At 73.4% G+C, this 19,604-nt stretch carries 23 protein-coding genes; 9 read left to right on the top strand and 14 right to left on the bottom strand.

Going from position 1 to position 19,604, the window contains the following annotated elements:
* Window positions 1-47 precede the first annotated feature (47 nt).
* Together ABD332_RS04740 and ABD332_RS04735 are read left to right on the top strand one after the other, a co-directional pair.
* Window positions 48-1,034 carry an MDR family NADP-dependent oxidoreductase gene (locus ABD332_RS04740; protein ID WP_344499861.1) on the top strand — a complete coding sequence of 329 codons (987 nt, stop codon included), beginning with the start codon at window positions 48-50 and terminating at the stop codon, window positions 1,032-1,034.
* A complete protein-coding gene (locus tag ABD332_RS04735) occupies window positions 1,031-2,128 on the top strand; it encodes a winged helix DNA-binding domain-containing protein (protein ID WP_344499859.1) in 1,098 nt (365 codons plus the stop codon). Before ABD332_RS04740 ends, ABD332_RS04735 begins: the two co-directional genes overlap by 4 nt.
* Window positions 2,129-2,154: 26 nt before the next feature.
* Here ABD332_RS04735 and ABD332_RS04730 read toward each other — a convergent pair whose 3' ends face one another.
* From ABD332_RS04730 to ABD332_RS04720, 3 genes are all read right to left on the bottom strand, one after another.
* Complete coding sequence (locus ABD332_RS04730; protein ID WP_344499857.1) at window positions 2,155-5,205, bottom strand: ExeM/NucH family extracellular endonuclease; 3,051 nt, start codon at window positions 5,203-5,205, stop codon at window positions 2,155-2,157.
* A 224-nt stretch (window positions 5,206-5,429) separates the two neighbouring features.
* Entirely contained in the window at window positions 5,430-6,119 is a 690-nt protein-coding gene (locus ABD332_RS04725; protein WP_344499856.1) for an ABC transporter permease, read from the bottom strand.
* Window positions 6,109-6,798 (bottom strand): ATP-binding cassette domain-containing protein, encoded by a 690-nt coding sequence (locus tag ABD332_RS04720; RefSeq protein WP_344499855.1) that lies wholly within the window; start codon window positions 6,796-6,798, stop codon window positions 6,109-6,111. Before ABD332_RS04720 ends, ABD332_RS04725 begins: the two co-directional genes overlap by 11 nt.
* A 108-nt stretch (window positions 6,799-6,906) precedes the next feature.
* Between ABD332_RS04720 and ABD332_RS04715 the strand changes: the two genes are divergently transcribed.
* A complete protein-coding gene (locus tag ABD332_RS04715; RefSeq protein ID WP_344499854.1) occupies window positions 6,907-8,061 on the top strand; it encodes a sensor histidine kinase in 1,155 nt (384 codons plus the stop codon).
* Window positions 8,058-8,726, top strand: a complete 669-nt coding sequence (locus ABD332_RS04710; RefSeq protein WP_344499852.1) for a response regulator transcription factor — start codon at window positions 8,058-8,060, stop codon at window positions 8,724-8,726. The genes ABD332_RS04715 and ABD332_RS04710 overlap by 4 nt, the downstream gene beginning before the upstream one ends.
* Before the next feature lie 23 nt (window positions 8,727-8,749).
* Here ABD332_RS04710 and ABD332_RS04705 read toward each other — a convergent pair whose 3' ends face one another.
* Complete coding sequence (locus ABD332_RS04705) at window positions 8,750-9,127, bottom strand: Hpt domain-containing protein (RefSeq protein WP_344499850.1); 378 nt, start codon at window positions 9,125-9,127, stop codon at window positions 8,750-8,752.
* 110 nt (window positions 9,128-9,237) lie between these two features.
* Between ABD332_RS04705 and ABD332_RS04700 the strand changes: the two genes are divergently transcribed.
* Window positions 9,238-9,678, top strand: a complete 441-nt coding sequence (locus ABD332_RS04700) for a hypothetical protein (protein WP_344499848.1) — start codon at window positions 9,238-9,240, stop codon at window positions 9,676-9,678.
* A gap of 183 nt (window positions 9,679-9,861) precedes the next feature.
* Here ABD332_RS04700 and ABD332_RS04695 read toward each other — a convergent pair whose 3' ends face one another.
* Window positions 9,862-10,455, bottom strand: a complete 594-nt coding sequence (locus ABD332_RS04695) for a hypothetical protein (RefSeq protein ID WP_344499846.1) — start codon at window positions 10,453-10,455, stop codon at window positions 9,862-9,864.
* A 132-nt stretch (window positions 10,456-10,587) separates the two neighbouring features.
* On the opposite strand from ABD332_RS04695, the gene ABD332_RS04690 reads away from it, so the two are divergent.
* The 3 genes from ABD332_RS04690 to ABD332_RS04680 are packed head-to-tail and all read left to right on the top strand — an operon-like array spanning window position 10,588 to window position 11,656.
* Window positions 10,588-10,965, top strand: a complete 378-nt coding sequence (locus tag ABD332_RS04690; protein ID WP_344499845.1) for a DUF2089 domain-containing protein — start codon at window positions 10,588-10,590, stop codon at window positions 10,963-10,965.
* Window positions 10,965-11,222, top strand: coding sequence for a hypothetical protein (locus tag ABD332_RS04685; protein WP_344499844.1), 258 nt, complete (start codon window positions 10,965-10,967; stop codon window positions 11,220-11,222). The genes ABD332_RS04690 and ABD332_RS04685 overlap by 1 nt, the downstream gene beginning before the upstream one ends.
* An 11-nt stretch (window positions 11,223-11,233) precedes the next feature.
* Complete coding sequence (locus ABD332_RS04680; protein ID WP_344499842.1) at window positions 11,234-11,656, top strand: SHOCT-like domain-containing protein; 423 nt, start codon at window positions 11,234-11,236, stop codon at window positions 11,654-11,656.
* Here the strand turns inward: ABD332_RS04680 and ABD332_RS04675 are convergent, their stop codons facing one another.
* From ABD332_RS04675 to ABD332_RS04665, 3 genes are all read right to left on the bottom strand, one after another.
* Window positions 11,657-12,448, bottom strand: a complete 792-nt coding sequence (locus ABD332_RS04675; RefSeq protein WP_344499840.1) for a class I SAM-dependent methyltransferase — start codon at window positions 12,446-12,448, stop codon at window positions 11,657-11,659.
* Window positions 12,449-12,534: 86 nt separating this feature from the next.
* A complete protein-coding gene (locus ABD332_RS04670) occupies window positions 12,535-12,969 on the bottom strand; it encodes an iron chaperone (RefSeq protein WP_344500722.1) in 435 nt (144 codons plus the stop codon).
* Between the two features lie 74 nt (window positions 12,970-13,043).
* On the bottom strand, window positions 13,044-13,499 hold the full coding sequence (locus tag ABD332_RS04665; protein WP_344499838.1) for a carboxymuconolactone decarboxylase family protein: 456 nt from the start codon (window positions 13,497-13,499) through the stop codon (window positions 13,044-13,046).
* Window positions 13,500-13,665: 166 nt separating this feature from the next.
* Here ABD332_RS04665 and ABD332_RS04660 point away from each other — a divergent pair, with 166 nt between their 5' ends.
* Window positions 13,666-15,891 (top strand): ATP-binding protein, encoded by a 2,226-nt coding sequence (locus ABD332_RS04660; RefSeq protein WP_344499836.1) that lies wholly within the window; start codon window positions 13,666-13,668, stop codon window positions 15,889-15,891.
* On the opposite strand, the gene ABD332_RS04655 is transcribed toward ABD332_RS04660, so the two are convergent.
* The 6 genes from ABD332_RS04655 to ABD332_RS04630 form a co-directional block, all read right to left on the bottom strand.
* Entirely contained in the window at window positions 15,892-17,070 is a 1,179-nt protein-coding gene (locus ABD332_RS04655; RefSeq protein ID WP_344499834.1) for a hypothetical protein, read from the bottom strand.
* Window positions 17,063-17,596 (bottom strand): SigE family RNA polymerase sigma factor, encoded by a 534-nt coding sequence (locus ABD332_RS04650; protein ID WP_344499832.1) that lies wholly within the window; start codon window positions 17,594-17,596, stop codon window positions 17,063-17,065. The genes ABD332_RS04655 and ABD332_RS04650 overlap by 8 nt, the downstream gene beginning before the upstream one ends.
* 23 nt (window positions 17,597-17,619) lie before the next feature.
* Window positions 17,620-18,240 (bottom strand): hypothetical protein, encoded by a 621-nt coding sequence (locus ABD332_RS04645; RefSeq protein WP_344499830.1) that lies wholly within the window; start codon window positions 18,238-18,240, stop codon window positions 17,620-17,622.
* A 132-nt stretch (window positions 18,241-18,372) separates the two neighbouring features.
* Window positions 18,373-18,801 (bottom strand): YybH family protein, encoded by a 429-nt coding sequence (locus tag ABD332_RS04640; RefSeq protein WP_344499828.1) that lies wholly within the window; start codon window positions 18,799-18,801, stop codon window positions 18,373-18,375.
* Entirely contained in the window at window positions 18,798-19,241 is a 444-nt protein-coding gene (locus tag ABD332_RS04635; protein ID WP_344499826.1) for an SRPBCC domain-containing protein, read from the bottom strand. Before ABD332_RS04635 ends, ABD332_RS04640 begins: the two co-directional genes overlap by 4 nt.
* Window positions 19,238-19,582, bottom strand: a complete 345-nt coding sequence (locus tag ABD332_RS04630) for an ArsR/SmtB family transcription factor (RefSeq protein WP_344499824.1) — start codon at window positions 19,580-19,582, stop codon at window positions 19,238-19,240. The genes ABD332_RS04635 and ABD332_RS04630 overlap by 4 nt, the downstream gene beginning before the upstream one ends.
* Window positions 19,583-19,604: the final 22 nt, after the last annotated feature.

Below are 19,604 nucleotides of genomic sequence, written 5' to 3'. Positions count from 1 at the left end.
CGACTTCCGGTCAGGAACTGGCCGGAAGCCTGGCTACGGTCGATCTCATGATTGCTCGTGAGATTCAGCTGACCAGCCAGATCGCCGGCGTTCCGGGCCGGGACCACTTCACCGTCGTGCAGACCGAGATCGACGGTGAGGTCCTGGTCCGCACCGACCACCTGGGGCTGGCCGCTACCTACCTGGAGCTCATGCGCGCCGACTGCCACCTGCCGATCCCGGCCTGGCAGCCGGGCCGGCGCATCGGCGTGATGGCGCTCGGCACCGTCCTGCGGTCGGACAGCCGGGACCTGCGAGAGGGCGACCTGGTCCAGTCGATGACCGGCTGGGCGACGCATTCCGCCGGGCCGGCCACCTCGTACATCAAACTGGACCGCGACGCGTACCCCGATCCGAGCTACCACCTCGGCCAGGGACCGACCGCCTACTACGGCATGGCAGAGGTGGCCAAGGTCGGCCGCGGCGACGTCGTGTTCGTGTCCGGCGCGGCCGGCGGCGTCGGCTCGCTGGCCGGGCAGATCGCCCGCAACCTGGGCGCCTCGAAGGTCATCGGCAGCGCGGGCAGCCAGGCGAAGGTGGACTACCTGGTCCAGGATCTCGGCCTCGACGCCGCCTTCGACTACCACCAGGACCCGGTCGCGGCGCTGAAGGAGCTCGCCCCCGAGGGCATCACGGTCTTCTTCGACACGGTCGGCGGCCCACTGTACGAGGCCGCGCTCGAGGTTGCGGCGCCCGGCGCGCGGTTCGCGCTGTGCGGGTCGCTGTCCACCCAGCTGGGTGCGGCGGCGCAGCGATTCCCCGAGCCCGACCAGGCCGTCGCCGCGGCAAAGGAGGTCAAGCTGCTGCCGTTCTCCTGCCACCACACGCCCGATCAGATCGCCGCATGGCACACCCACTTCCGGGCCTGGCTCGACCAGGACAGCTTCGTCTTCCCGCACACCGTCGTCGAGGCCGGCATCGACGCCGTGCCCGACACCTTCCTGTCACTGCTGCACGGCGCCTACCGCGGCAACGTCTCGGTGCGGCTGACGTGACGCGCCTGTCGCGTCGCGCCCTCAACCGGGCGCTGCTGCAGCGTCAGTTCCTGCTGGAGCGCACCGACCAGGCGCCGCTCGATGTGATCCGGCACCTGGTCGCCCTGCAGGCACAGGAACCGAACTGGCCCTACGTCGGGCTGTGGAGCCGGATCCGTGGGTTCACCCACACCGATCTGACCGGCCTGCTGCTCGACAGGCACGTCGTGCGCTCCAGCCTGCTGCGCAGCACCCAGCACCTCGCCGCGGCCGACGACTTCCGTCGGCTGCGGCCCCTCCTGCAGCCCGTCCTCGACCGCACCGCGAGCTCGCCGTACTTCCGGCGTGACGGCGACCGGCCGTCCACCCGAACGCTCATGGCCGACGGACATGCGCTGCTGGACGCTGGACCGCTCGCCCGCAGAGACCTCGCCCGCGGCCTGTCCGCCCGCCATCCGGGTCGCGACGGGCGGATCCTCGCCGGCGAGTTCGAGCTCCGCACCCCGCTCGTCCACGATCCCGCCACCGCGTCCTGGGGCAGCTGGGGCAACCGGTCCTCCGTCATCGTCACCACCGTGCCGACTGACGCCATCGAGACCGCGGCGACGCACGAACTGATCCGCCGCTACCTCGCCGCCTTCGGACCGGCCTCGGTGGCCGACGTCCAGGCCTGGAGCGGGCTGACCCGGCTGAACCGCGTCGTCGCCGAGATGGGCGTCGCACTGCGCCGCTACACCGGACCCGACGGCCAGTCCCTGCTCGACCTGCCGGATGTGCAGCTGCCCGACCCGGACGTCCCTGCGCACGCGCGTCTGCTGCCCGCCTACGACAACGCCCTACTGGGTCACGCCGACCGCACCCGCATCATCAGTGACGAGGACCGCAGGCAGGTCATGCCGGGCCGAGCCCTGGTGCGCCCCACCATCCTTGTCGACGGCGTCGTCCGTGGCACATGGTCGTTCACCGACGGCGACATACGGCTCGCGCCCCTTCGCCCGCTCACCGCCGCCGAGCGGCAGGACATCGACGACGAAGCCCACCGGATGTTGCCGTTCCTCACCCATCGGGATCCCCCAGGTCCACAGTGGACCGCAAAGGGGCCGCCCTCGGTGTGAGGACGGCCCCGTCTACAGCAGGAGTGTTACGGCAGCAGCTTCCAGGGGCCCCACTGGTCGCCGGGGGCCTGGTTGCGGGTCCACCACTTGGCTTCGTACTTCTTGCCCTGGTAGAGGACCACATCGCCGGTGGTGAAGATGCGCGAGGCGGTCCAGATCGCGGTGCCGTCGGGGGCGGTCGAGATCTGCTGCCACGGGCCGTAGGGGTCGCCCGGGGCCTGGTTCTTCGTCCACCAGGTCGCCTGCCAGACCGAGCCCTGGTAGAAGACCTTGTCGCCGGCGTTGTAGACCGTCGAGGCGCTCCACGCCGGGGCCGGCGGCGTCACCGGCGGGTTCAGGCCGATGACGACCGGGTCGTGGTCGGAGGCCGCGAACGGGTCGCCGCCGTTGAACAGCAGCGTGGCGTTGTAGTTGTACCGGCTGTACGCGTAGGCGACCGCCTCCTGCGCGTTGATCTGCCAGACGTCGGCGCCGGTGACCAGCGTGCGGGCGGCCGCGTTGGCCAGCACGTGGTCGAGGGAGCCCTGCAGGCCGTCGAAGGAGTACGTCGACTCGTTCGGGTCGAAGGCCGCACCGAGGTCGGTGTAGCCGGCGTCGTACAGGACGTGCATCGGGTCCTCGTGGGTGTACGAGTTGAGGTCGCCGACGAGGAAGATCCGGTCGGTGCCGATGCTCGTCGCGACCTGGTTGGCGAACGCGACGGTCTCCTCCGCCTCACGCACCCGCGTCGCGTTGAACGAGCCCTGGTTCTTCGCCGGCGAGGACGTGTCCTCGGCGTCGCCCGGGTACAGCGGGTCGCCGCTGCCCTTGGACTTCCAGTGGTTCGTGACGACGAGGAACGCGTCGGCGTCGGTCGCGCCGACCTTCTTGAACGCCTGCGCGAGGGGCTCGCGGGCGATCGAGAACGGCTGGCCGGGGCCGGACGCGGTCGTGAGGATCACCGAGGTGCCGACGAGCGCGATGTCCGCCGGCTTGTAGATGAACGCGCTGCGGATCACGTCCTCTTGCGCGATCGGCGGCAGGACGGCCGGCGACGGCACGTACGCCCACACGGGGCCGCCGGCGGCGGCGTTGAGCGCGTCGACCAGCTGGGCGAGGGCGGCGTCGCGGGGCTTGCCGAACTTCGCCGAGTTCTCGACCTCTTCCAGCGACACGACGCTGGCGCCGAGCCGGTTGATGCCGGTCACGATCTTCGCCTGCTGCCGCTGGAAGCTGGCGTCGTTGGCGGCGCCGCGGACGCCTGCCGCGTTGCCCGGCCCGACGCACTTGTCGACGGCGATGTGGGTGCCGGCCCGGTCGTTGAAGTAGCTGCAGGTGCCGAAGCCCTGCGCGACGTACGACTCGCCGGTCGTCGGGAAGTAGTTCTCGACGTTGAACGTCGCCAGGCGCACCGTGCCACCGACGTTGGCCGGCTGCGCGTTGCCGGTGCGCGTGTCGCTGAACGTCGCGACGGCGGCACCGTTGTCGGTGACCCGCTGCCGCGGCTGGAAGTTCCAGAGCGAGAAGCGGTACTCGAGGATCACCGGCTGGTTGAAGGTGACCTTCGACCCGATGCTGACCGCGTTGGTCGGCGTCAGCCACGGCAGCGGAGTGCCCGTGTTGGCGGAGCCGCTGTAGTTGACGCTGGCGCCGTCGTCGAGGGTGATGCTCCGGGCCGCGTTGTCGGCGACCGCGGCGAGCGCCTCGGCGCTGCCCGGCCGGCCCGCGTCGGTCGGCTGGCGCAGCGGCGCGTCACCGGCGGCGAGCGTGAACGAGCCGTACCAGTTGGCGTCGTAGTTGTCCGCGACGGTGAACGTGCCCTGCGGCGCGATCAGCTCACCCTCGTGGGCCTCCTTCTGCGCGGCCGTGGTCAGCGACGCCCACGGGATCGTGCCGGGCGCGACGGCCGGCAGCGGGGTCGCCAGCTGCGTGACCGTCGGCGCGGAGATCTCCGTCGTGCCCTGGAACTCCACGACGTTGCCGGTGACCCGCACGCTGTCGCCGATGTGGACCTGGCCCGCCGCGACGGAGCCGAAGACGAAGATCGCGTCGGAGGCACCCGGGGTGGCGTCGTCGGCCTCGGCGCCGCCGGACCCGCCCGTCTGCAGGTAGAACCCGTTGAACCCGCCGGTCGCATAGACGGCGGTCACGACACCCTCGGTCGTCACGTTCCGGCCGACCTCCGGCGACGTGTCGGTGTTCGTGCCCTGGATCGCGGCGATCGGCAGCACCGTCGTGGTCGTCGTGACGGTGTACGTGAACGTGGCCGAGCCGCTCGCGCCGCCCGACTCGGTCGCGGTGACCGTCACCGACGCGGTGCCGGCCGCGGTGGGCGTACCTTCGATGACGCCGCCGCTGGAGATCGTGAGGCCGTCGGGCAGGCCCGTCGCGGACCACGTGTAGGGCGCGGCCCCGCCGGACGCGCTCAGGGTCAGCGGCGAGATCGCGGTGCCGACCGTGGCGTTCTGGTTGCCGGGGCTGGTGACCGTGACGGTCGCGGTGCCGCCGTCGGACGCCGCGTTCTGCGGCACCGGGGTGGCCGTGCGGAAGTCGGCGCCGTTGTTGTCCGTGTCGGCGCCGGCCGCGTCCCGCTGGTAGCTCAGGACCAGGGAGTTCCCGGTCGAGGCGGTGCCCTCGGGCGCGTTGCTGGTGCCCCAGCCGACGCGGTCGATGACGGCCGCGTCGGTGGGCAGCACGCCGGTGGCGCTGGCCGCGATGTACAGCGTGCCGCCACCGGCGCCCGGGTTGACGCTGGTGCCGGTGAACAGGTCGGGCGTCGGCAGCGGCGCGCCCGGGTTGGTGGTGGCGTTGTTGCCCGGCAGCATGATCAGGAAGTGCCCGTGCGCCGCAACGGCGCCGGTCAGCGTGAACACCTGCGACCCGCTCGGCACGACGGTGCTGGTGGGGGCCCGGTACTGCAGCGTCGTGCCGCTCAGCGGGATCGAGGCGGACGTCGGGTTGTACAGCTCGACGAACTTGTTCAGGTAGCTCGCGCCGGACGAGCCGCCATTGACATATACCTCGCTGATGACCAGACCAGTGCCGGCCGGGTTCGCGGCGGCAGGGTCGGCGAGTAATGGCCAGGCTGCGCCGGCCATGGTAAGGGACAAAACGACGGTTGTGCGTCGGATGACCGCACGGGACATAGACCCGGACCTCCAGGTGGGCGTGATTCGGCTCCGTCACTGCTGGAGGCCGACTCACGGACGTTAGGCCCTGCCGGCGGACGAGAGCTGAACGGCGTGTGACAGCCTAAGGCAGGTTCCCTGGATTGACGCCGGTGTCAGCATGAGGCGAGGGTTAACCCCATCGACGCATCGACTCACATCGGGTCGCGGCGTTGGGCGGCGACGGCGGCGATCGTGAAGGCCGCGGCGTAGCCGGCGAGGACCGCGGCGGCCGTCCACTGGTCCAGGCCGGTGGCCGCCGGGAGCCGGCCCAGGGCGCTGCCGGCCCGGAACGGCAGCCAGCGGGCCGCGTCGGTGCCGATCAGCTCGGCCGCGACGCCCTCGATCAGGGCGAGCCAGGCGAGGGCGCCGGCGACCGCGGCGATCTGGTTGCGGACCAGGGCGCCGAGCCCGACGCCGATCGCCGCGAAGGCGGCGTTCCACCCGACGTCGCCGGCGAGGGTCGGCCACACGTCGTCGAGCGTCGACGACGTCCAGGAGCCCCACGCCGCGATCGTGGCGAGGGCCGTCAGGGAGGCGGCCACGCCGAAGCCGGCGCCGAGCAGCGTGTGCACGGCGAGCTTGTCCAGCAGCACCCGCTCGCGGCGCGGCGTGGACAGGTAGGTGTCGGCGACGGTGCGGTGCCGGTACTCGCCGGCGACCGCGATGACGCCGAGGATCAGCGGGAACAGGGCGACGAGCCCGACGTGCGCGGCGGCACCGGCGACGTCGTCGGGGTGGCCGGACAGCCGGCCGCTCGCGCCGAGCACGACGAGGGCCACGGTGGCGGCCAGCAGCAGCCACGGGGTCCGGACGGTGGCGAGTTTGCGCAGTTCAGATCGCATTCGAGGTCACCGCCAGGAAGGTGCGCTCCAGGTCGTCGCCGACGGGGCCGGCGTGGCGCAGGCGGCCGGCGCCGACGATGACGGCGTGGTCGGCGGTCTGCGCGATCTCCGACAGCACGTGGCTGGAGACGATCACCGTCCCGCCGGCGGCCGCCCGCCGCCGCAGCAGGCCGCGCAGCCAGGACATGCCGGCCGGGTCGAGGCCGTTGGCAGGCTCGTCGAGCACGAGCAGCCCGGGGTCGCCGAGCAGGGCGCCGGCGAGGCCGAGCCGCTGGCGCATGCCGAGGGAGTACGTGCGGACCCGCCGGTCGGCGGCGCCGGTCAGGTCGACCTCGTCGAGGACCGCGTCGACGCGGGCCATCGGCAGCCGCGCCGAGCCGGCGAGGATCCGCAGGTGGTCGCGGCCGGTGCGGCCCGGGTGGAAGCCGCCGGACTCGAGGACGGCGCCGACGGTCCGGCGCGGCTCGGCGAGGTCGTGGTAGGCGCGGCCGTCGATGAGGGCGGTGCCGCTGGTCGGCCGGGCCAGGCCCAGCAGCATGCGCAGGGTGGTGGTCTTGCCGGCGCCGTTGGGGCCGAGGAAGCCGGTGACCGAGCCGGCGGGGACGTCGAAGGTGAGGGCGTCGACCGCGCGGACACCCCGGTACCGCTTGGTCAGCTCTCGGACGTGGACTGCTGTCATGCCGCCAACGATCGCCGCCGGGGCCGGAGAAGTCGTCCCGCAGCGGCGGCATCCCGTATACCGCGGCTGCGGGATGTCCACGCGGTAGCACCGGCCTACCGTGTGGGCATGCGCATCGACCCGGCCGTCGACCGTGCCGTCGATCTGGCCATCGGGCTCGTCGTCGGGGTCGTGGTGCTGGCGACCACCCACGGCACGCCGCACGCCGCGCCGCTGGACGTGACGGCGACGCTGGTCGCGGCGGTCGCGTGCCTGGTGCTGGCGCTGCGGCGGCGGTGGCCGCTGCACACGTTCCTGGTCAGCTCGGTCGCCGCGGAGGCGTACCTGGTGTTCAACCACAAGACGGCGAACGGCATGCTGATCCTGGCCGCGCCGCTCATCGCTCTGTACACGGTCGCGGAGTCGGCCAGCCGCCGGCGCGCGCTGACGATCGGGGTCCTGGCGGTGTCCGCGTTCGCCGGCCTGCACATGCTGGCGAAGCCGGCGTCGTGGCTCGGCGCGGAGAACCTCGCGCTCGCCGCGCTCGGCGGGCTGGCCGTGGCCGCCGGCGACGGTGCCCGCAGCCGCCGGGAGTACCTGGCGGAGGTGGAGGCGCGGGCGCTGCGCGCCGAACGCGACCGTGACGCCGACGCCCGCCGCCGCGTCACCGACGAGCGGCTGCGGATCGCCCGCGACCTGCACGACGCCGTCGGGCACCAGCTGGCGCTGATCAACGTGCAGGCGGGCGTGGCCGCGCACCTGCTCGACGCGCAGCCCGGCCGGGCCCGGGAGGCGCTCACCCATGTACGGCACGCGAGTCGGACCGCGCTCGGCGAGCTGCACGACACGATCGGCCTGCTGCGCCAGCCGGGTGACCAGCTCGCGCCGGTCGATCCGGTGCCGGGGCTGACGGGCCTGCCCGACCTGCTCGACACGTTCCGCCGGTCCGGGCTGGCCGTGTCGGCGTCGGGGCTGGGCGACGCGCTCGACCTGCCGGTGCCCGTCGACCTGACCGCGTACCGGGTGGTGCAGGAGGCGCTCACCAACGTCTGCAAGCATGCCGGGGCGGTGGCCGTACACCTCCTGCTGCAACGGACTGGAGATGCCCTCACGATCCGGGTTGAGAACGCACCGGCGGCGCACCCGCGGAAGGCGGCAACGCCCGGTGTCGGGCTGGTCGGGATGCGGGAGCGGGTGTCGGCGCTCGGCGGGTCGCTGGAGGCCGGCCCGCGCCCCGCCGGCGGCTACCGGCTGACCGCGGTGCTGCCGCTGGAGGCTCGGTGATCCGGGTGGTGCTGGCCGACGACCAGCCGCTGATCCGCAGCGGGTTCCGGGTGTTCGTCGACTCGGCCGACGACGTGACCGTCGTGGGTGAGGCCGCCACCGGGCGCGAGGCGGTCGAGCTGGCCCGCTCCGCCCGCGCCGACGTGGTGCTCATGGACATCCGCATGCCCGACCTCGACGGCCTGGCCGCGACCCGGCTGATCACCGCCGACCCGGACCTCGCCGGCGTGCGGGTGCTCATCCTCACCACGTTCGAGGTCGACGAGTACGTGTTCCAGGCCCTGCGCGCCGGCGCCGGCGGCTTCCTCGGCAAGAGCGCCGAGCCGGCGGAGCTGCTCGCCGCGATCCGCACCGTGCACCGCGGCGAGCAGCTGCTCTCGCCGGCGGCGACCCGCGCCCTGATCGCCCGCTTCCTGGCCGAGCCCGCCCCCGCCGCCCGCCGCCGTCTCGACGCGGCGCCGCTGGTGGACCTGCTGACCGGCCGCGAGCGGGAGATCGTCGGCCTGGTGGCGACGGGCCTGTCCAACGACGAGATCGCCGCCCATCTGCGGGTCAGCCCGCACACGGTGAAGACCCACATCAACCGCTCGATGACGAAGCTCGGCGCCCACGACCGCGCCCAGCTCGTCGTCGTCGCCTACGAGTGCGGCCTCGTCCCGCGCTGAGCGGACCGCGGCGAGCGCCCGGGTCAGGGCGCGGAGCGGCTCAGCTCGCCGGCGAGGGCCTCGCAGACGGCGGCGACCTCGGTGTACTCGGTGCGGATGCGGTCCAGGGCGGGGCCGGCGTCCGGCAGGCCGCCGTCGCGGGCGCGCTGCTCCAGGTCGGCGAGCAGGTCGGCGAGGGCGGTGCCGCCGATGTTGGCGGCGGAGCCTTTCAGGGCGTGCGCCTGGACGTGGACGGCGGCCGTGTCGCCGGCGTGCATGGCGACGGCGAGGCGGTCGACGGCCGGCGGTGTCCTCGTGGTGAAGGCGGTCAGCAGCCGGGCGAGCATGGCGAGGTCGTCGGGCGACGGGTCGGGCCCCGCGACGTCGTCGAGGCGGGCACTGATCCCGGCTGCACGATCCACGTCTTCATTTCAGGCCGCCGGGGGCGGGTGGCACCGGCGCCGCAACCGGTTCGCACCCGGATCGCAACCGAGCGCCGCCGGCCGCACCTCCACTGCGCCTCCTCAGCGCCGTGCCGATGCTCGACGACGTCATCGCGATGATCCGGGGGCTGGACGGCACGGCGCCGGTGGGCGCCGCGTCGCCGCTCGTCCTCACCGGCGTGGCGGTGCTGCGCGCCGCGATCGACATGGAGCTGCTGGAGCGGCGCGGACTGACGACCGCGAGCGCCCTGGTCATCCTCGACCGCGACCCGAGGCACAACCCGGCGGTGCTGACCGCGCTGCGGCAGCTCATGCAGGTGGTCGAGGCGCAGGAGGTCGTGCAGGCCTGCACGGTCGGCCGGCTCGACGCCGGCATGCGCATCGCCGAGGACGTGCTGACCTCGGGCGGTCTGGTCCTGATCGGCCGCGGCATGTACGTGACCGACGTGCTGCTGGAGCGCCTCGCCAACTTCAAGCACATGGGCCAGCTCGTCGAGCCGATCATGGCTTCGGTGCCGGTGTCGCCCTGATCCCGTCCATCGACGCGCCCCCACGTCCGCCGGCGATGCTGCGATGATGTCGCGGCGGCCGATGGGCGCGGACCGAGGGGGCGGTGTTTGGACACGCAGGTGCTTGTCGAGCCGCACGACCGGCTCCATCTGCACCTGCGGCCAGTGCGGGCCGCTGCGCTGACCCGTGCCTCGCGTCGGGGCTCAGGGTGCCAGCAGCTGCTCACGCAGGACGGTGGCGAGCTCGCCCATCGGCAACGTGCCCTTCTCCGCGATGACGGTGAGCGTCTGGTACGCCGGATCCGCCGGCCGGGCGAGCGTGATCACGGCGACCGGCTCCGTGTAGTGGTTGGCGGAGTTGGTGTACTCCGAGTAGTCCTGGGTGAACGCCGTCGCCTCGCCCAGCGGCGTCTGGATGCTGGTCGCGCCGGCGCGGAGGTCGGCGGGGATGTCCGCGGTGCTGCGGTAGACGCCGTGCCGCCCGTTGATGCGCCGGGGGTCGTCCGGCAGCGGGCAGCCGGTCGCGTAGGCCGTGAACCGGACGAGCCGGCCGTCGCCGAGGTGCACCCGCGTGTCGACGCCCGGGCAGCCCTGCGGCCCCGGCGACAGCGGGATGAGCCGCTGGCCCGCGCCGAGTCTGACGCTGAACGGGACGGGCCCGCCGACGGCCGCCGACGACGGCTCGGGGTTCGGGCTTGAGTTCGGGTTCGGGTTCGGGCTCGGCCGGGCCGCTCCGCCGTCGCAGCCCGCGGCGGCGAGGACGGTCACGACGGCGGCTGCGGCGAATCTGCGTCTCATGGCAGCTCTGACCGGCCGCCGGGCGGCGCCGTTCCCCGCTGTCAGGATCGCGACTGCCCTCCAGAGGGCGTAATTAAAAATCTTAAGATCGACTTCTTGAAAGTTAATCCACGGCGCGTGCATACTTCAGGTATGACAGAGCAGGCGATGGACTGGCAGGAACTGACGAACCTGACCCGGGGCCGGCCGTTCGTCGTGGAGCGGGTGCGGCTGGCCGACAGCGACGTCGCGATCGAGGGCCGGTTCGAGCTGCCGCAGCTGGCCCAGCTCAACGTCGAGGACCAGGTCTTCGTCACGGCGTTCGTGCGGTGCCACGGCTCCATCAAGGAGATGGAGCGGATCTTCGGGGTGAGCTACCCGACGATCAAGGCGCGGCTGAACAGGATCACGCAGTCCCTCGACTTCGTCGAGACCGATCCGCGGCCGTCGCGGGCTGACGTCATCGACCGGCTGCGGCGCGGCGAGATCACCGCGCAGCAGGCACTGTCCGAACTGGACGGTCGCACATGATGCCGCAGCTGCTGACGGTGCGGGTCGACCGGCGGCACCGCCGGCCCGTCCGGCTCTGGATCCCGGTGCTGCCCGTGGCGCTGATCCTGGCGCCGCTGCTGGTGCTGGCGTTGCTGGGCGGGATCATCGCCTGCATCGTCTTCCGCATCAGCGTGCCACGGACCCTGGGCACCGGCTGGCGCATCGTCTCCGCGCTGCCGGGCACCCGGGTCGACATCAAGGACGGCCACACGGCCTTCCTCGTCTCCATCCGATAGGAGCGTCAACCATGAACGAGCAACGCAAGGACATCCTCGACATGCTCGCCGCGGGCAAGATCACCGTCGACGAGGCGGAGCAGCTCATCGCCGCGCTGGAGCGCGACCAGCCGCCCGTCGCGACCCTCCCCGAGGCCCGGCCGAAGGGCAAGCCCAAGTACCTGCGGGTGCTGGTCGACACCCTCGAGGGCGGCGAGCCGGGCCGCGTCAACGTCCGCGTGCCGCTGCAGCTGCTGCGCGCCGGCGTGAAGCTCGTGGCGCTCATCCCGCCGCAGGCGCTCCAGCACGCCAACGCCGAGATGCACAAGTCGGGCGTGCCGTTCGACCTGACCCAGCTGAAGCCCGAGCAGCTCGAGGCGCTCATCGAGCACCTCGACGAGATGACCGTCGACGTCGACCAGCCCGACGCCAAGGTCCGCGTCTTCTGCGAGTAACTACGCGGCCCGGGCGAGGAACAGGTCGCTCAGGCGCACCATGTCGATCCCGCCGCCGTTGGCGTCCAGCACCCGGGCGGTCTCCGAAAGGGCCAGCTCACGGTCGGCGACGGGCAGGATCCGGTAGGCGGAGATCGAGGTCAGGTAGGCCAGGTAGCGGCCGGTGTCGTAGCTGACGTGGTCTCGGAACCGCACCGACCGCAGGTCAGCGAAGCGCCCGTCGCGCAGGCACTCCTCCAGCGGCCAACCTTCCTCACCGGTCCAGGCCCCCGGCACGTCGCCGTAGAAGGACGCGACCGCGTCGTGCGGTGAGTGCTCCACACCGTGCCGGCGGTCGATCTCGGCCAGCTCCGCCTGCAGCCCGGCGTCCACGACGCCGTGCGGGTTCCAGAACAGCGCGAGTGTGCCGCCCGGCTCCAGGGCGGCGTGCACCAGATCCCACCGGCGGCCCGGGTCCGTCCAGTGCCAGGACGTCGCCGCGTACAGCAGCCCGAAGCGCCGGCCGGCGCGCTGCCAATCCTCGAACGCGCTCACCTCGACCGTCACCGCACCGTGCCCGGCGGTGTTGCGACGGAGCACCTCGGCCATCCGCTCGTCGGGCTCCACGCAGACGACCGGGACACCGCGGGCCGCGAACTGGACCGTCGCCTTGCCGGTGCCGGCCCCGATCTCGGCCGCCGGCCGCGCACCCAGCGCGGCGTAGGCGAGGACCTCGTCGACCATGTCGTCGCAGTAGCCGGGCCGCCCGGCGTCGTACAGCTCCGCGACCTCACCGAACACCCTGCTCCGCATCTCACGCATGATGCCCGTGCCTCACCGCGGAAGGCCCCCTGGGGAGGGGGCCTTCTGGCGGCATGGCGAACCAGCGGCGACTGGCTTCAGCCGACGGCCTGCTTGAGCAGTGCGGCGATGCGGGCCTCGTCGTCGGCGGACAGGGTGGTCAGCGCGTAGTACGTGGGCCACATGGTGCCGTCGTCCAGCTGGGCCTCGTCGCTGAAGCCGAGGACGGCGTAGCGGGTCTTGAACTTGGCGGCGCTCTGGAAGAAGCACAGGACCTTGCCGTCGCGGGCGTAGGCGGGCATCCCGTACCAGAGCTTCGACGTCAGCGTGGGGGCGCTCTCCTTCACGATGGCGTGGAGGCGCTCGGCGAGGGCGCGGTCGGCGTCGGACATCTCGGCGATCTTCGCCAGGACCTCGCTCTCGGTGTCCGCCTTGGCACCGCGCCGCGCGGTCGACTTGAGCTCCTTCGCCCGGTCCTTCATCGCGGTGCGCTCGGCGGTGGTGAAGCCGTCGTACTTCTCGGTGTTCGCCATGGTCGTGCCTCTCTCGTTGAAGTTGGAGTTGGAGTCGAAGTTGGAGTTGGAGTTGGAGTTGACGTCGAAGGTGGTCACCACTGCCCGGCCTGCTGGCGGGTCGGGGCGTTGAGCCGGTTGAAGGCGTTGGTGACGGCGATGTTCAGCAGCAGCGCCGCCAGCTCCTTGTGGTCGAAGTGCTTCGCGGCCAGGTCCCACACGTGGTCCGGGACGGCGTCGGGCCGGTCGGCGAGCCGGGTCACCGACTCGGTGAGGGCGAGCGCCGCCCGCTCCTCGTCGCTGAACCACGGCGTCTCCCGCCACGCGGCGACGGCGTCGACCTGGTTGTCGCCGGCGCCGTGCCGGCGGGCCTGGGCGGCGCCGCCCGCGACGCACGGCCCGCAGCCGTTGATCTGGCTGGCGCGCAGGTGGCTCAGCGCCAGCACCCGCTCGCTCACCCCGGCGCCGGCGATCGCGCCGGTGAGGGCCATGAGGGCCTCCATCGCCCCGGGGATCAGGGCCGCCGGGTTGGGCATGCGCTCCGTCGACATCGCGAACTCCCTTGCTGTGTGCTCTCGCTGACAGGACCCATCTGACCAGCGGCGCACCCCGTCCCTCGACGTCCGTGGGACACCGTGGGACACGCGCGACGGCGCTGAGCTGGGCCGTTGCACCGTTGAGCCGGCCCCGCGGGGCGGGACGGGTACGGTGTTGCACGTGTCGAGCCCGCAGGAACACCTCGTCGCGCAGCTCGCCCGGATCAAGGAGCTCAGCGGGCTCAGCCTGCGCGCCCTCGCGACGAAGGCGAGCCTGAGCAGTTCGTCGCTGTCGCGGTACATGTCGGGCCAGCTGGTGCCGCCGTGGGAGGCCGTCGTCGCGCTCTGCCGGGCGGTGGGCCGCGACCCGCGCCCGCTGCGCGCCGTGTGGGCGGAGGCGGCCAAGGCCGGCGCCGCTCCCCCGCCCCGCCGCAACGACCTGCCCGCCGACCTGTTCGACTTCACCGGCCGGGAGGCGGAGTCGGCGCTGGTCGAGCAGCTGCTGCGCACCGCCGGCGCGGTCGCTGTCGACGGCATGGGCGGGGTCGGCAAGACCAGCCTCGCCGTGCACGTCGCGCACCGGGTCGCCGGCGCGTACCCGGACGGCGGCCTCTACCTGGACCTGCACGGGTTCACGCCGGGGCAGGAGCCGCTCGACCCGCCCGCCGCGCTGGGCCGGCTCCTCGCCGCGTTGGACGTCACGCACCCGCCGGCCGGCCTCACCGAACGGGCCGCGCTGTGGCGCTCGGAGCTGTCCCGCCGGCGGGCGCTCGTCGTGCTCGACAACGCCGTCGACGCCGAGCAGGTGCGGCCGCTGCTGCCCGGGGCCGGGAAGTCCGCGGTCCTCGTCACCAGCCGCAACCGGCTCGTCAGCCTCGACGGCGTGCCGCCGGTGTCGCTCGAACCCCTCGCCGACGGCGACGCCGCGCGGCTGTTCGGCCGCGCGGCCGGGCTCACCGCCACCGAGGAGGACGCCGTCGGCCAGGTCCTCCAGCAGTGCGCCGGGCTGCCGCTCGCGCTGCGGATGGCCGGCGCCCGGCTGCGGCACCGGCCCGGCTGGACGGTCGCGGTGCTCGCCGAGCGGCTGCGCGACGCCACCGGCCGGTTCGACGCGGTCTTCGGCATGTCGCTACAGCAGCTCGACGCTGACCAGCGGCGCGTGTTCCGCCTGCTGGGAGTCCTTCCCGGCGCAGACTTCGACGCCTCGACGGCGGGCGCCCTGGCGGGCCTGCTCTCCGGCGTCGGCGCGGTCCTCGACGAGCTCGTCGACGCGCACCTGCTGCAGGAGGTCGCGCCGGGCAGGTTCCGGATGCACGACCTGATCCGCCAGTACGCCGCGGACCTCGCCGCCGACGAGGAGCCCCAGTCGGACGCCGCGCTGCGCCGCGCCCTGGACCACTACCTGGCGCAGGCCGCCGCCCACGAGCGGACCCTGCCCTCGCCGCACCGCCCGCGGCCGGAGCCGGGCGACCCGGCGCGGGCGATGGCCTGGTTCGAGCTGGAGTACGTGAACCTGGTCGCCTGCGTCGACGCCGCCGTGCGGATCGGCGCGGACGAGGTCGCCGCCGCGCTGCCGCAGCTGATGCGGGTGTACTTCTTCCGCCACCGCGGCACCGACGACCAGGCCCGGCTGCTGGAGGCGGCGGCCGGTGCGGCGGGCCGGCTCGGCCGGGAGCGGGAGCGGGTGGCGCTGCTGTCGGACCTCGGCTTCACCCGCGCCGCCGCGGGCCGGCTGACCGATGCCATGGCCGCCTACGAGCAGGCCCAGGCCGCCGCCGCGGACGACGACGAGGCCGCCGCCGGGCTGGCGCTGCGCACCGGCATGGCCCACCGCGACCTCGGCGACCTCGAGGCGGCGCGGGCGCAGCTGCGGCGGGCCGGCGAGCTCTTCGAGAAGCTCGGCCGGCCGGCGGGCCAGGCGCAGGCGCTGGCCATCGACGGCTGGGTGACCCTGCGGCTGGGGCGGCCCGCCGAGGCGGTCGAGCTCGCGCGGGCGTCCGTCGCCCTCGCCGCCGGCCCGGGCCGGATCACGGGACTCGTGACGCTCGGCCTCGCCACCGGCGAGCCGGAGGAGGCGCTGCGCACCCTCCAGGACGCGCTGCGGCTCGCGGAGGAGCACAACCTGGCGCACAACCAGGCGCTGTGCCACAACGCCCTCGGCGTCGCGCTGCGCGCGCAGGGTGCGCTCGACGAGGCCCTGGAGCACCACCGGCTCGCCCTGGAGCTGCTCGAACCGCTCTCCGAGGTGCAGCTGGAGCTCGACTGCCGGCACGCCTACGCCGAGACGTGCCGGGCCGCCGGGCTGCGCGACGAGGCCGCCGCGCAGCTCGAACGGATCATCGCCGTCGCGCGGGACCTGGCCCGGCCGCACGACGAGCAGCTCGCGCGTGCGGCGCTGGGCCGGTAGTCACCGCTGGAAGTACTCGCCGTTCCAGGTGTACCGCACCTCCTGGCCCGACGCCGTGGCCAGCGTCAGGACGCCGTTCGCGAGCGACCAGTTCGACACGGTCGTGCCCGCGGGCGGCCGGACGGCGTCGACGGCGCGGAACGACCCGTCGGTCTGCCGTTCGAGCACCGCCACGAACGCCGCGCCGCCGCAGGAGATCGCGACCAGCAACCGCCGGTGCCCGTCGCCGTCGAGGTCCACCAGGTGCGGCAGCTGGTCCGGCATGACCGGCTGGGTCAGGTCCCAGGTCACGCCGTCCACGGTGACCTGCTGCCGGTCACCGAACCGCAGCGACACCGCGGGACAACCGGTGATCCCGGCGACCGGCGCCAGGTCGACCGCCGAGACCAGCCCCGGCAGGCCCGAGTCCTCCTCGTCGAACGCCTGCCCGGTCCACCGGTAGGCGCGGGCGGCCCCGGGCAGGTACCCCCAGTTGATGTGCCACGGCTTCACGTCCATGACGAGCCGGCCGCCGTCGACCCACCAGTCGGTGTAGATGCCGCCGCGCGGTCCGGCCCACCCGGCCGCCCGCAGCGTCGCGCCGTCGCGCCGCACGACCAGCAGCTGCCCCTGACCGTCGCCGGAGTCCTCCGCCGTCGGCCAGCAGGTGGCGCGCAGGACCGCCTCGGGCTGCCCGTCGGCCGCCAGTTGCCCGTACACCACCTGCTGCGGATCGATCGAGATCCTCGGCCATGACGTGGGGCCCACGATCGCGTCCGCCGCGCCCTTGAACTCCTGCCTGCGGAGGGTGACCGTCCCGGACGGGCAGCCATCCTGCGCGGGAAGCGTGATCGTGGCGGACGCCCAGTCGACACCGGCCCACGCCGCGGGCGTCTGCGGGGTCTGCCTGCCAGGGACCGGCTTGCTCGGTCTCGTCGCGGCGGGTGATGTACGAGCCGGCGCGGGGCTGGACGATCCGCCCGGCACGGGTGCCGACTTGGACGGCCCGCCCCGCCAGATCAGCCCTCCGCCGACGAGGACGGCCAGCACCACGACGGCGGCGACGACCGCGGTGGCGGTCCGGCGGGCGCGCTGCCGGCGCTCGGCCTTCCTTCGCAGCTGGGCGCCCGCGGGTGGGGCGACGGCGGCGCCGACGTCCGCGCGCAGCCGCGACAGCGCCTGGGTCAGCTCTTCAGTCACGGTGGGTCACCTCCTCGATGGTGTGTGCCAGCTCGGCGGCGAGCGCCGCGCGCCCGCGGTGCAGCCACGACTTGACGGTGCCGACGGCGGCGTCCATCTCCCGCGCCACCTCGGCGACCGGCAGGTCGATCAGGTGGTGCAGCACGACCGCCCGCCGCTGCTCCTTGGGCAGCCGGCGCAGGGCCGCGACGAGCGCCACATGGTCGGGGCTCAGCGCGGGGACGTCGGTCGTGCGTTCCCGGCCGAGATACGCGCGGGCGACCCGGCCGCGCCGCCACCGGGACGTGGCGAGGTTGGCCGCGACCCGGCGGATCCAGGCGAGCGGGTCGTCGTACCGTGAGACGTCGCCCCAGCGTTGCCAGGCGCGGCAGAACGCTTCCTGGGCGAGGTCCTGCGCCTCGGCGAGGTCGCCGGCGAGCGCGTAGACCATGGCAACGACGTCGCCGTAGCGTGCGTCGTAGAGCGCGTCGAAGTCGGCCGCGGCTGGCGGCGGCCGGTCGGTGGCGCGGCGGTCGGACTCGGGCATGTCACGTCACACGCTATGCCCGTCTATCCGGTTGCGACGCGCTCCCTCGTCTGTCGCAGGCTTGACACCACCGCCGCCAGCAGCACGAGCTCGCCCAGGTTGCCCAGCCACGGCACCGCGAACCCGGCCGCCGCGGCGGCGAACATGGCGACCGCCCCGGCAAGCAGCCACGGCCACCCGTCGCGCCGCCACAGCACCACCCCGACGCCGATCAGCACGAGGATCGCCACGACCGCCGGCACCGGCGGCCCGGCCGCGTTGTCGTTGACGTAGCGGAGGGTGTCGGCGTACCGCTCGGGCACCAGCCGCAGCCGCACAACGTCGGCCCAGATCCCGATCCCGACCAGCACCGCCGCGAGCGCTGTCAGCGCCCAGCGCCCGCCCCTTGCCAGCCCGGCCAGCCCGGCCAGCCCCGCCCCGACCACGATGAGCAGCGGCGTGAACAGCGCGTGCCCCACGAACCGCCCCGCGTTGAGCCCTTCGAGCGCATCCCCTTCACCGACGAACCGCCCGGCCGCGATCACCGTGTTGTCGTAGACGAGCGCACCCGCCACCACGACGACGAGCCACGCCCGCAGCCGCACCGCCACCACCCCGGCACCGACCATGCCGACCGCCAGCACCGCGAAGATGAGTGACACCATGCCGGACCCACCGTTTCACTGGAAGAAACACAGTTCCACTCACGGCAACGTACGGCCCTTCACCGGAACCGGTCAATCACTTCCAGGCATCGAACTCGCTGAGAACGTCCGGGACCCGGTCCTGGAGCGTCGTCAGAGCTCGGCGCGAAGCTCGGCGCGGCCGGTGTCGGCGTCGAAGGGCACCGACGCGTGCTCGTGAACGATCGTCCAGGCATCGCCTCGGCGGCGGAGGCAGCTCGTCGCGCGCACCCACATGCCGACCTCGGTGCCGTCCCGCATCGTGCCGCTGATCCGGACCAGGAAGTGGCAGAACGCAAGGTCGGCGCCGGCGGTGATCTCCAGGTCCCGGATCTCGTGCCCGATCCCCGTGCGGTACGACCCGATCCACCGCTCCAACCGGTCGGCCGGGTCCTCGCCGCGGCGGACGAGCGGGCCGACCGCGTCGTACAGCACGAGGTCGTCGTCGTAGCCGGCGGCCGCGGTGGCGGCGTCCCGGCGGGCGAAGGCGCGGGTGCGGGTCTCCAGCAGCGCGCGGATCTGCTGCTCGCCGCCGGCCGTCATCGCCGGGCCACCTGACGGCCGAGGGCGTCCAGCCAGTCGCCGGTGCCCTGCTCGCGCCACTCGGGCTGTTCCTGGTCGTCCAGGAAGGTTCCCTGTTCGGTGAGCACCAGGCGGGTCCCGTCGCCTTCGCGGGCGAGCTGCACGGTGGTCAGCGACACGGTCGACAGGACGCTGCCGGTGAACAGGGCCGTGGTGTACACGATGCGCTCGTCGGGGACGATGTCGTGATATTCGCTCCTCGCCACGAGGTCGGTCCCGGCGCCGCCGTGCACGGCCTCGGTGCCGCCGACCCGGAAGTCCAGCGAATACCGTCCGTCCTCGGCCGCGAACCACTTCGCCTTCGTGTCGCGGTCGGACCAGGCCGCGAAGACCGTGGCGGGCGCGGCTGCGTAGGTCCGCTCCAGCGTGAACGTGCTGTGCTTCACCGAGTGGTCGGTCATGATCCTGGCTCCTTCTGCTCGTCGTCGAGGACCGCGCCGAGGCGGTCCAGGCGGTGCTCCCACGTCGTGCGCTGGCGCTGCAACCACGCCTCGGCGTCGCGGAGGCCGGCGGGATCGATCTGGCAGGTGCGGACCCGGCCGGCCTTCTCCGACCGCACCAGCCCGCTGTCCTGCAGCACCTGGAGATGCTGGACCGTCGCGGCGACGGTCACGCCGAGCTGGGCGGCCAGCTCGCTCACGGTCGCCGGGCCGCGGGCCAGTCGCTCGATCACCGCCCGCCGGTTGCCGTCCGCGAGCGCGTGGAACACCCGGCCCGTCGCCCCCGCCTCATGCTTAAGCATGCACTTAACCGTAGCCGCCTGA

This window comes from Dactylosporangium maewongense (assembly GCF_039531485.1).
GTDB lineage: Bacteria > Actinomycetota > Actinomycetes > Mycobacteriales > Micromonosporaceae > Dactylosporangium > Dactylosporangium maewongense.
Note: the sequence above shows the minus strand (reverse complement) of the source record. Positions and strands in the feature narration are given on the sequence as shown.

What these genes read in the sequence shown, in the direction of transcription:
- ABD332_RS04740 (WP_344499861.1), top strand. Translation starts at nt 48, where the DNA reads ATGATTGCTCGTGAGATTCAGCTGACCAGCCAGATCGCCGGCGTTCCG.
- ABD332_RS04730 (WP_344499857.1), bottom strand. Translation starts at nt 5,205, where the DNA reads ATGGCCGGCGCAGCCTGGCCATTACTCGCCGACCCTGCCGCCGCGAAC.
- ABD332_RS04725 (WP_344499856.1), bottom strand. Translation starts at nt 6,119, where the DNA reads ATGCGATCTGAACTGCGCAAACTCGCCACCGTCCGGACCCCGTGGCTG.
- ABD332_RS04720 (WP_344499855.1), bottom strand. Translation starts at nt 6,798, where the DNA reads ATGACAGCAGTCCACGTCCGAGAGCTGACCAAGCGGTACCGGGGTGTC.
- ABD332_RS04715 (WP_344499854.1), top strand. Translation starts at nt 6,907, where the DNA reads ATGCGCATCGACCCGGCCGTCGACCGTGCCGTCGATCTGGCCATCGGG.
- ABD332_RS04695 (WP_344499846.1), bottom strand. Translation starts at nt 10,455, where the DNA reads ATGAGACGCAGATTCGCCGCAGCCGCCGTCGTGACCGTCCTCGCCGCC.
- ABD332_RS04690 (WP_344499845.1), top strand. Translation starts at nt 10,588, where the DNA reads ATGACAGAGCAGGCGATGGACTGGCAGGAACTGACGAACCTGACCCGG.
- ABD332_RS04685 (WP_344499844.1), top strand. Translation starts at nt 10,965, where the DNA reads ATGCCGCAGCTGCTGACGGTGCGGGTCGACCGGCGGCACCGCCGGCCC.
- ABD332_RS04680 (WP_344499842.1), top strand. Translation starts at nt 11,234, where the DNA reads ATGAACGAGCAACGCAAGGACATCCTCGACATGCTCGCCGCGGGCAAG.
- ABD332_RS04675 (WP_344499840.1), bottom strand. Translation starts at nt 12,448, where the DNA reads ATGCGGAGCAGGGTGTTCGGTGAGGTCGCGGAGCTGTACGACGCCGGG.
- ABD332_RS04670 (WP_344500722.1), bottom strand. Translation starts at nt 12,969, where the DNA reads ATGGCGAACACCGAGAAGTACGACGGCTTCACCACCGCCGAGCGCACC.
- ABD332_RS04665 (WP_344499838.1), bottom strand. Translation starts at nt 13,499, where the DNA reads ATGTCGACGGAGCGCATGCCCAACCCGGCGGCCCTGATCCCCGGGGCG.
- ABD332_RS04650 (WP_344499832.1), bottom strand. Translation starts at nt 17,596, where the DNA reads ATGCCCGAGTCCGACCGCCGCGCCACCGACCGGCCGCCGCCAGCCGCG.
- ABD332_RS04645 (WP_344499830.1), bottom strand. Translation starts at nt 18,240, where the DNA reads ATGGTGTCACTCATCTTCGCGGTGCTGGCGGTCGGCATGGTCGGTGCC.
- ABD332_RS04640 (WP_344499828.1), bottom strand. Translation starts at nt 18,801, where the DNA reads ATGACGGCCGGCGGCGAGCAGCAGATCCGCGCGCTGCTGGAGACCCGC.
- ABD332_RS04635 (WP_344499826.1), bottom strand. Translation starts at nt 19,241, where the DNA reads ATGACCGACCACTCGGTGAAGCACAGCACGTTCACGCTGGAGCGGACC.
- ABD332_RS04630 (WP_344499824.1), bottom strand. Translation starts at nt 19,582, where the DNA reads ATGCTTAAGCATGAGGCGGGGGCGACGGGCCGGGTGTTCCACGCGCTC.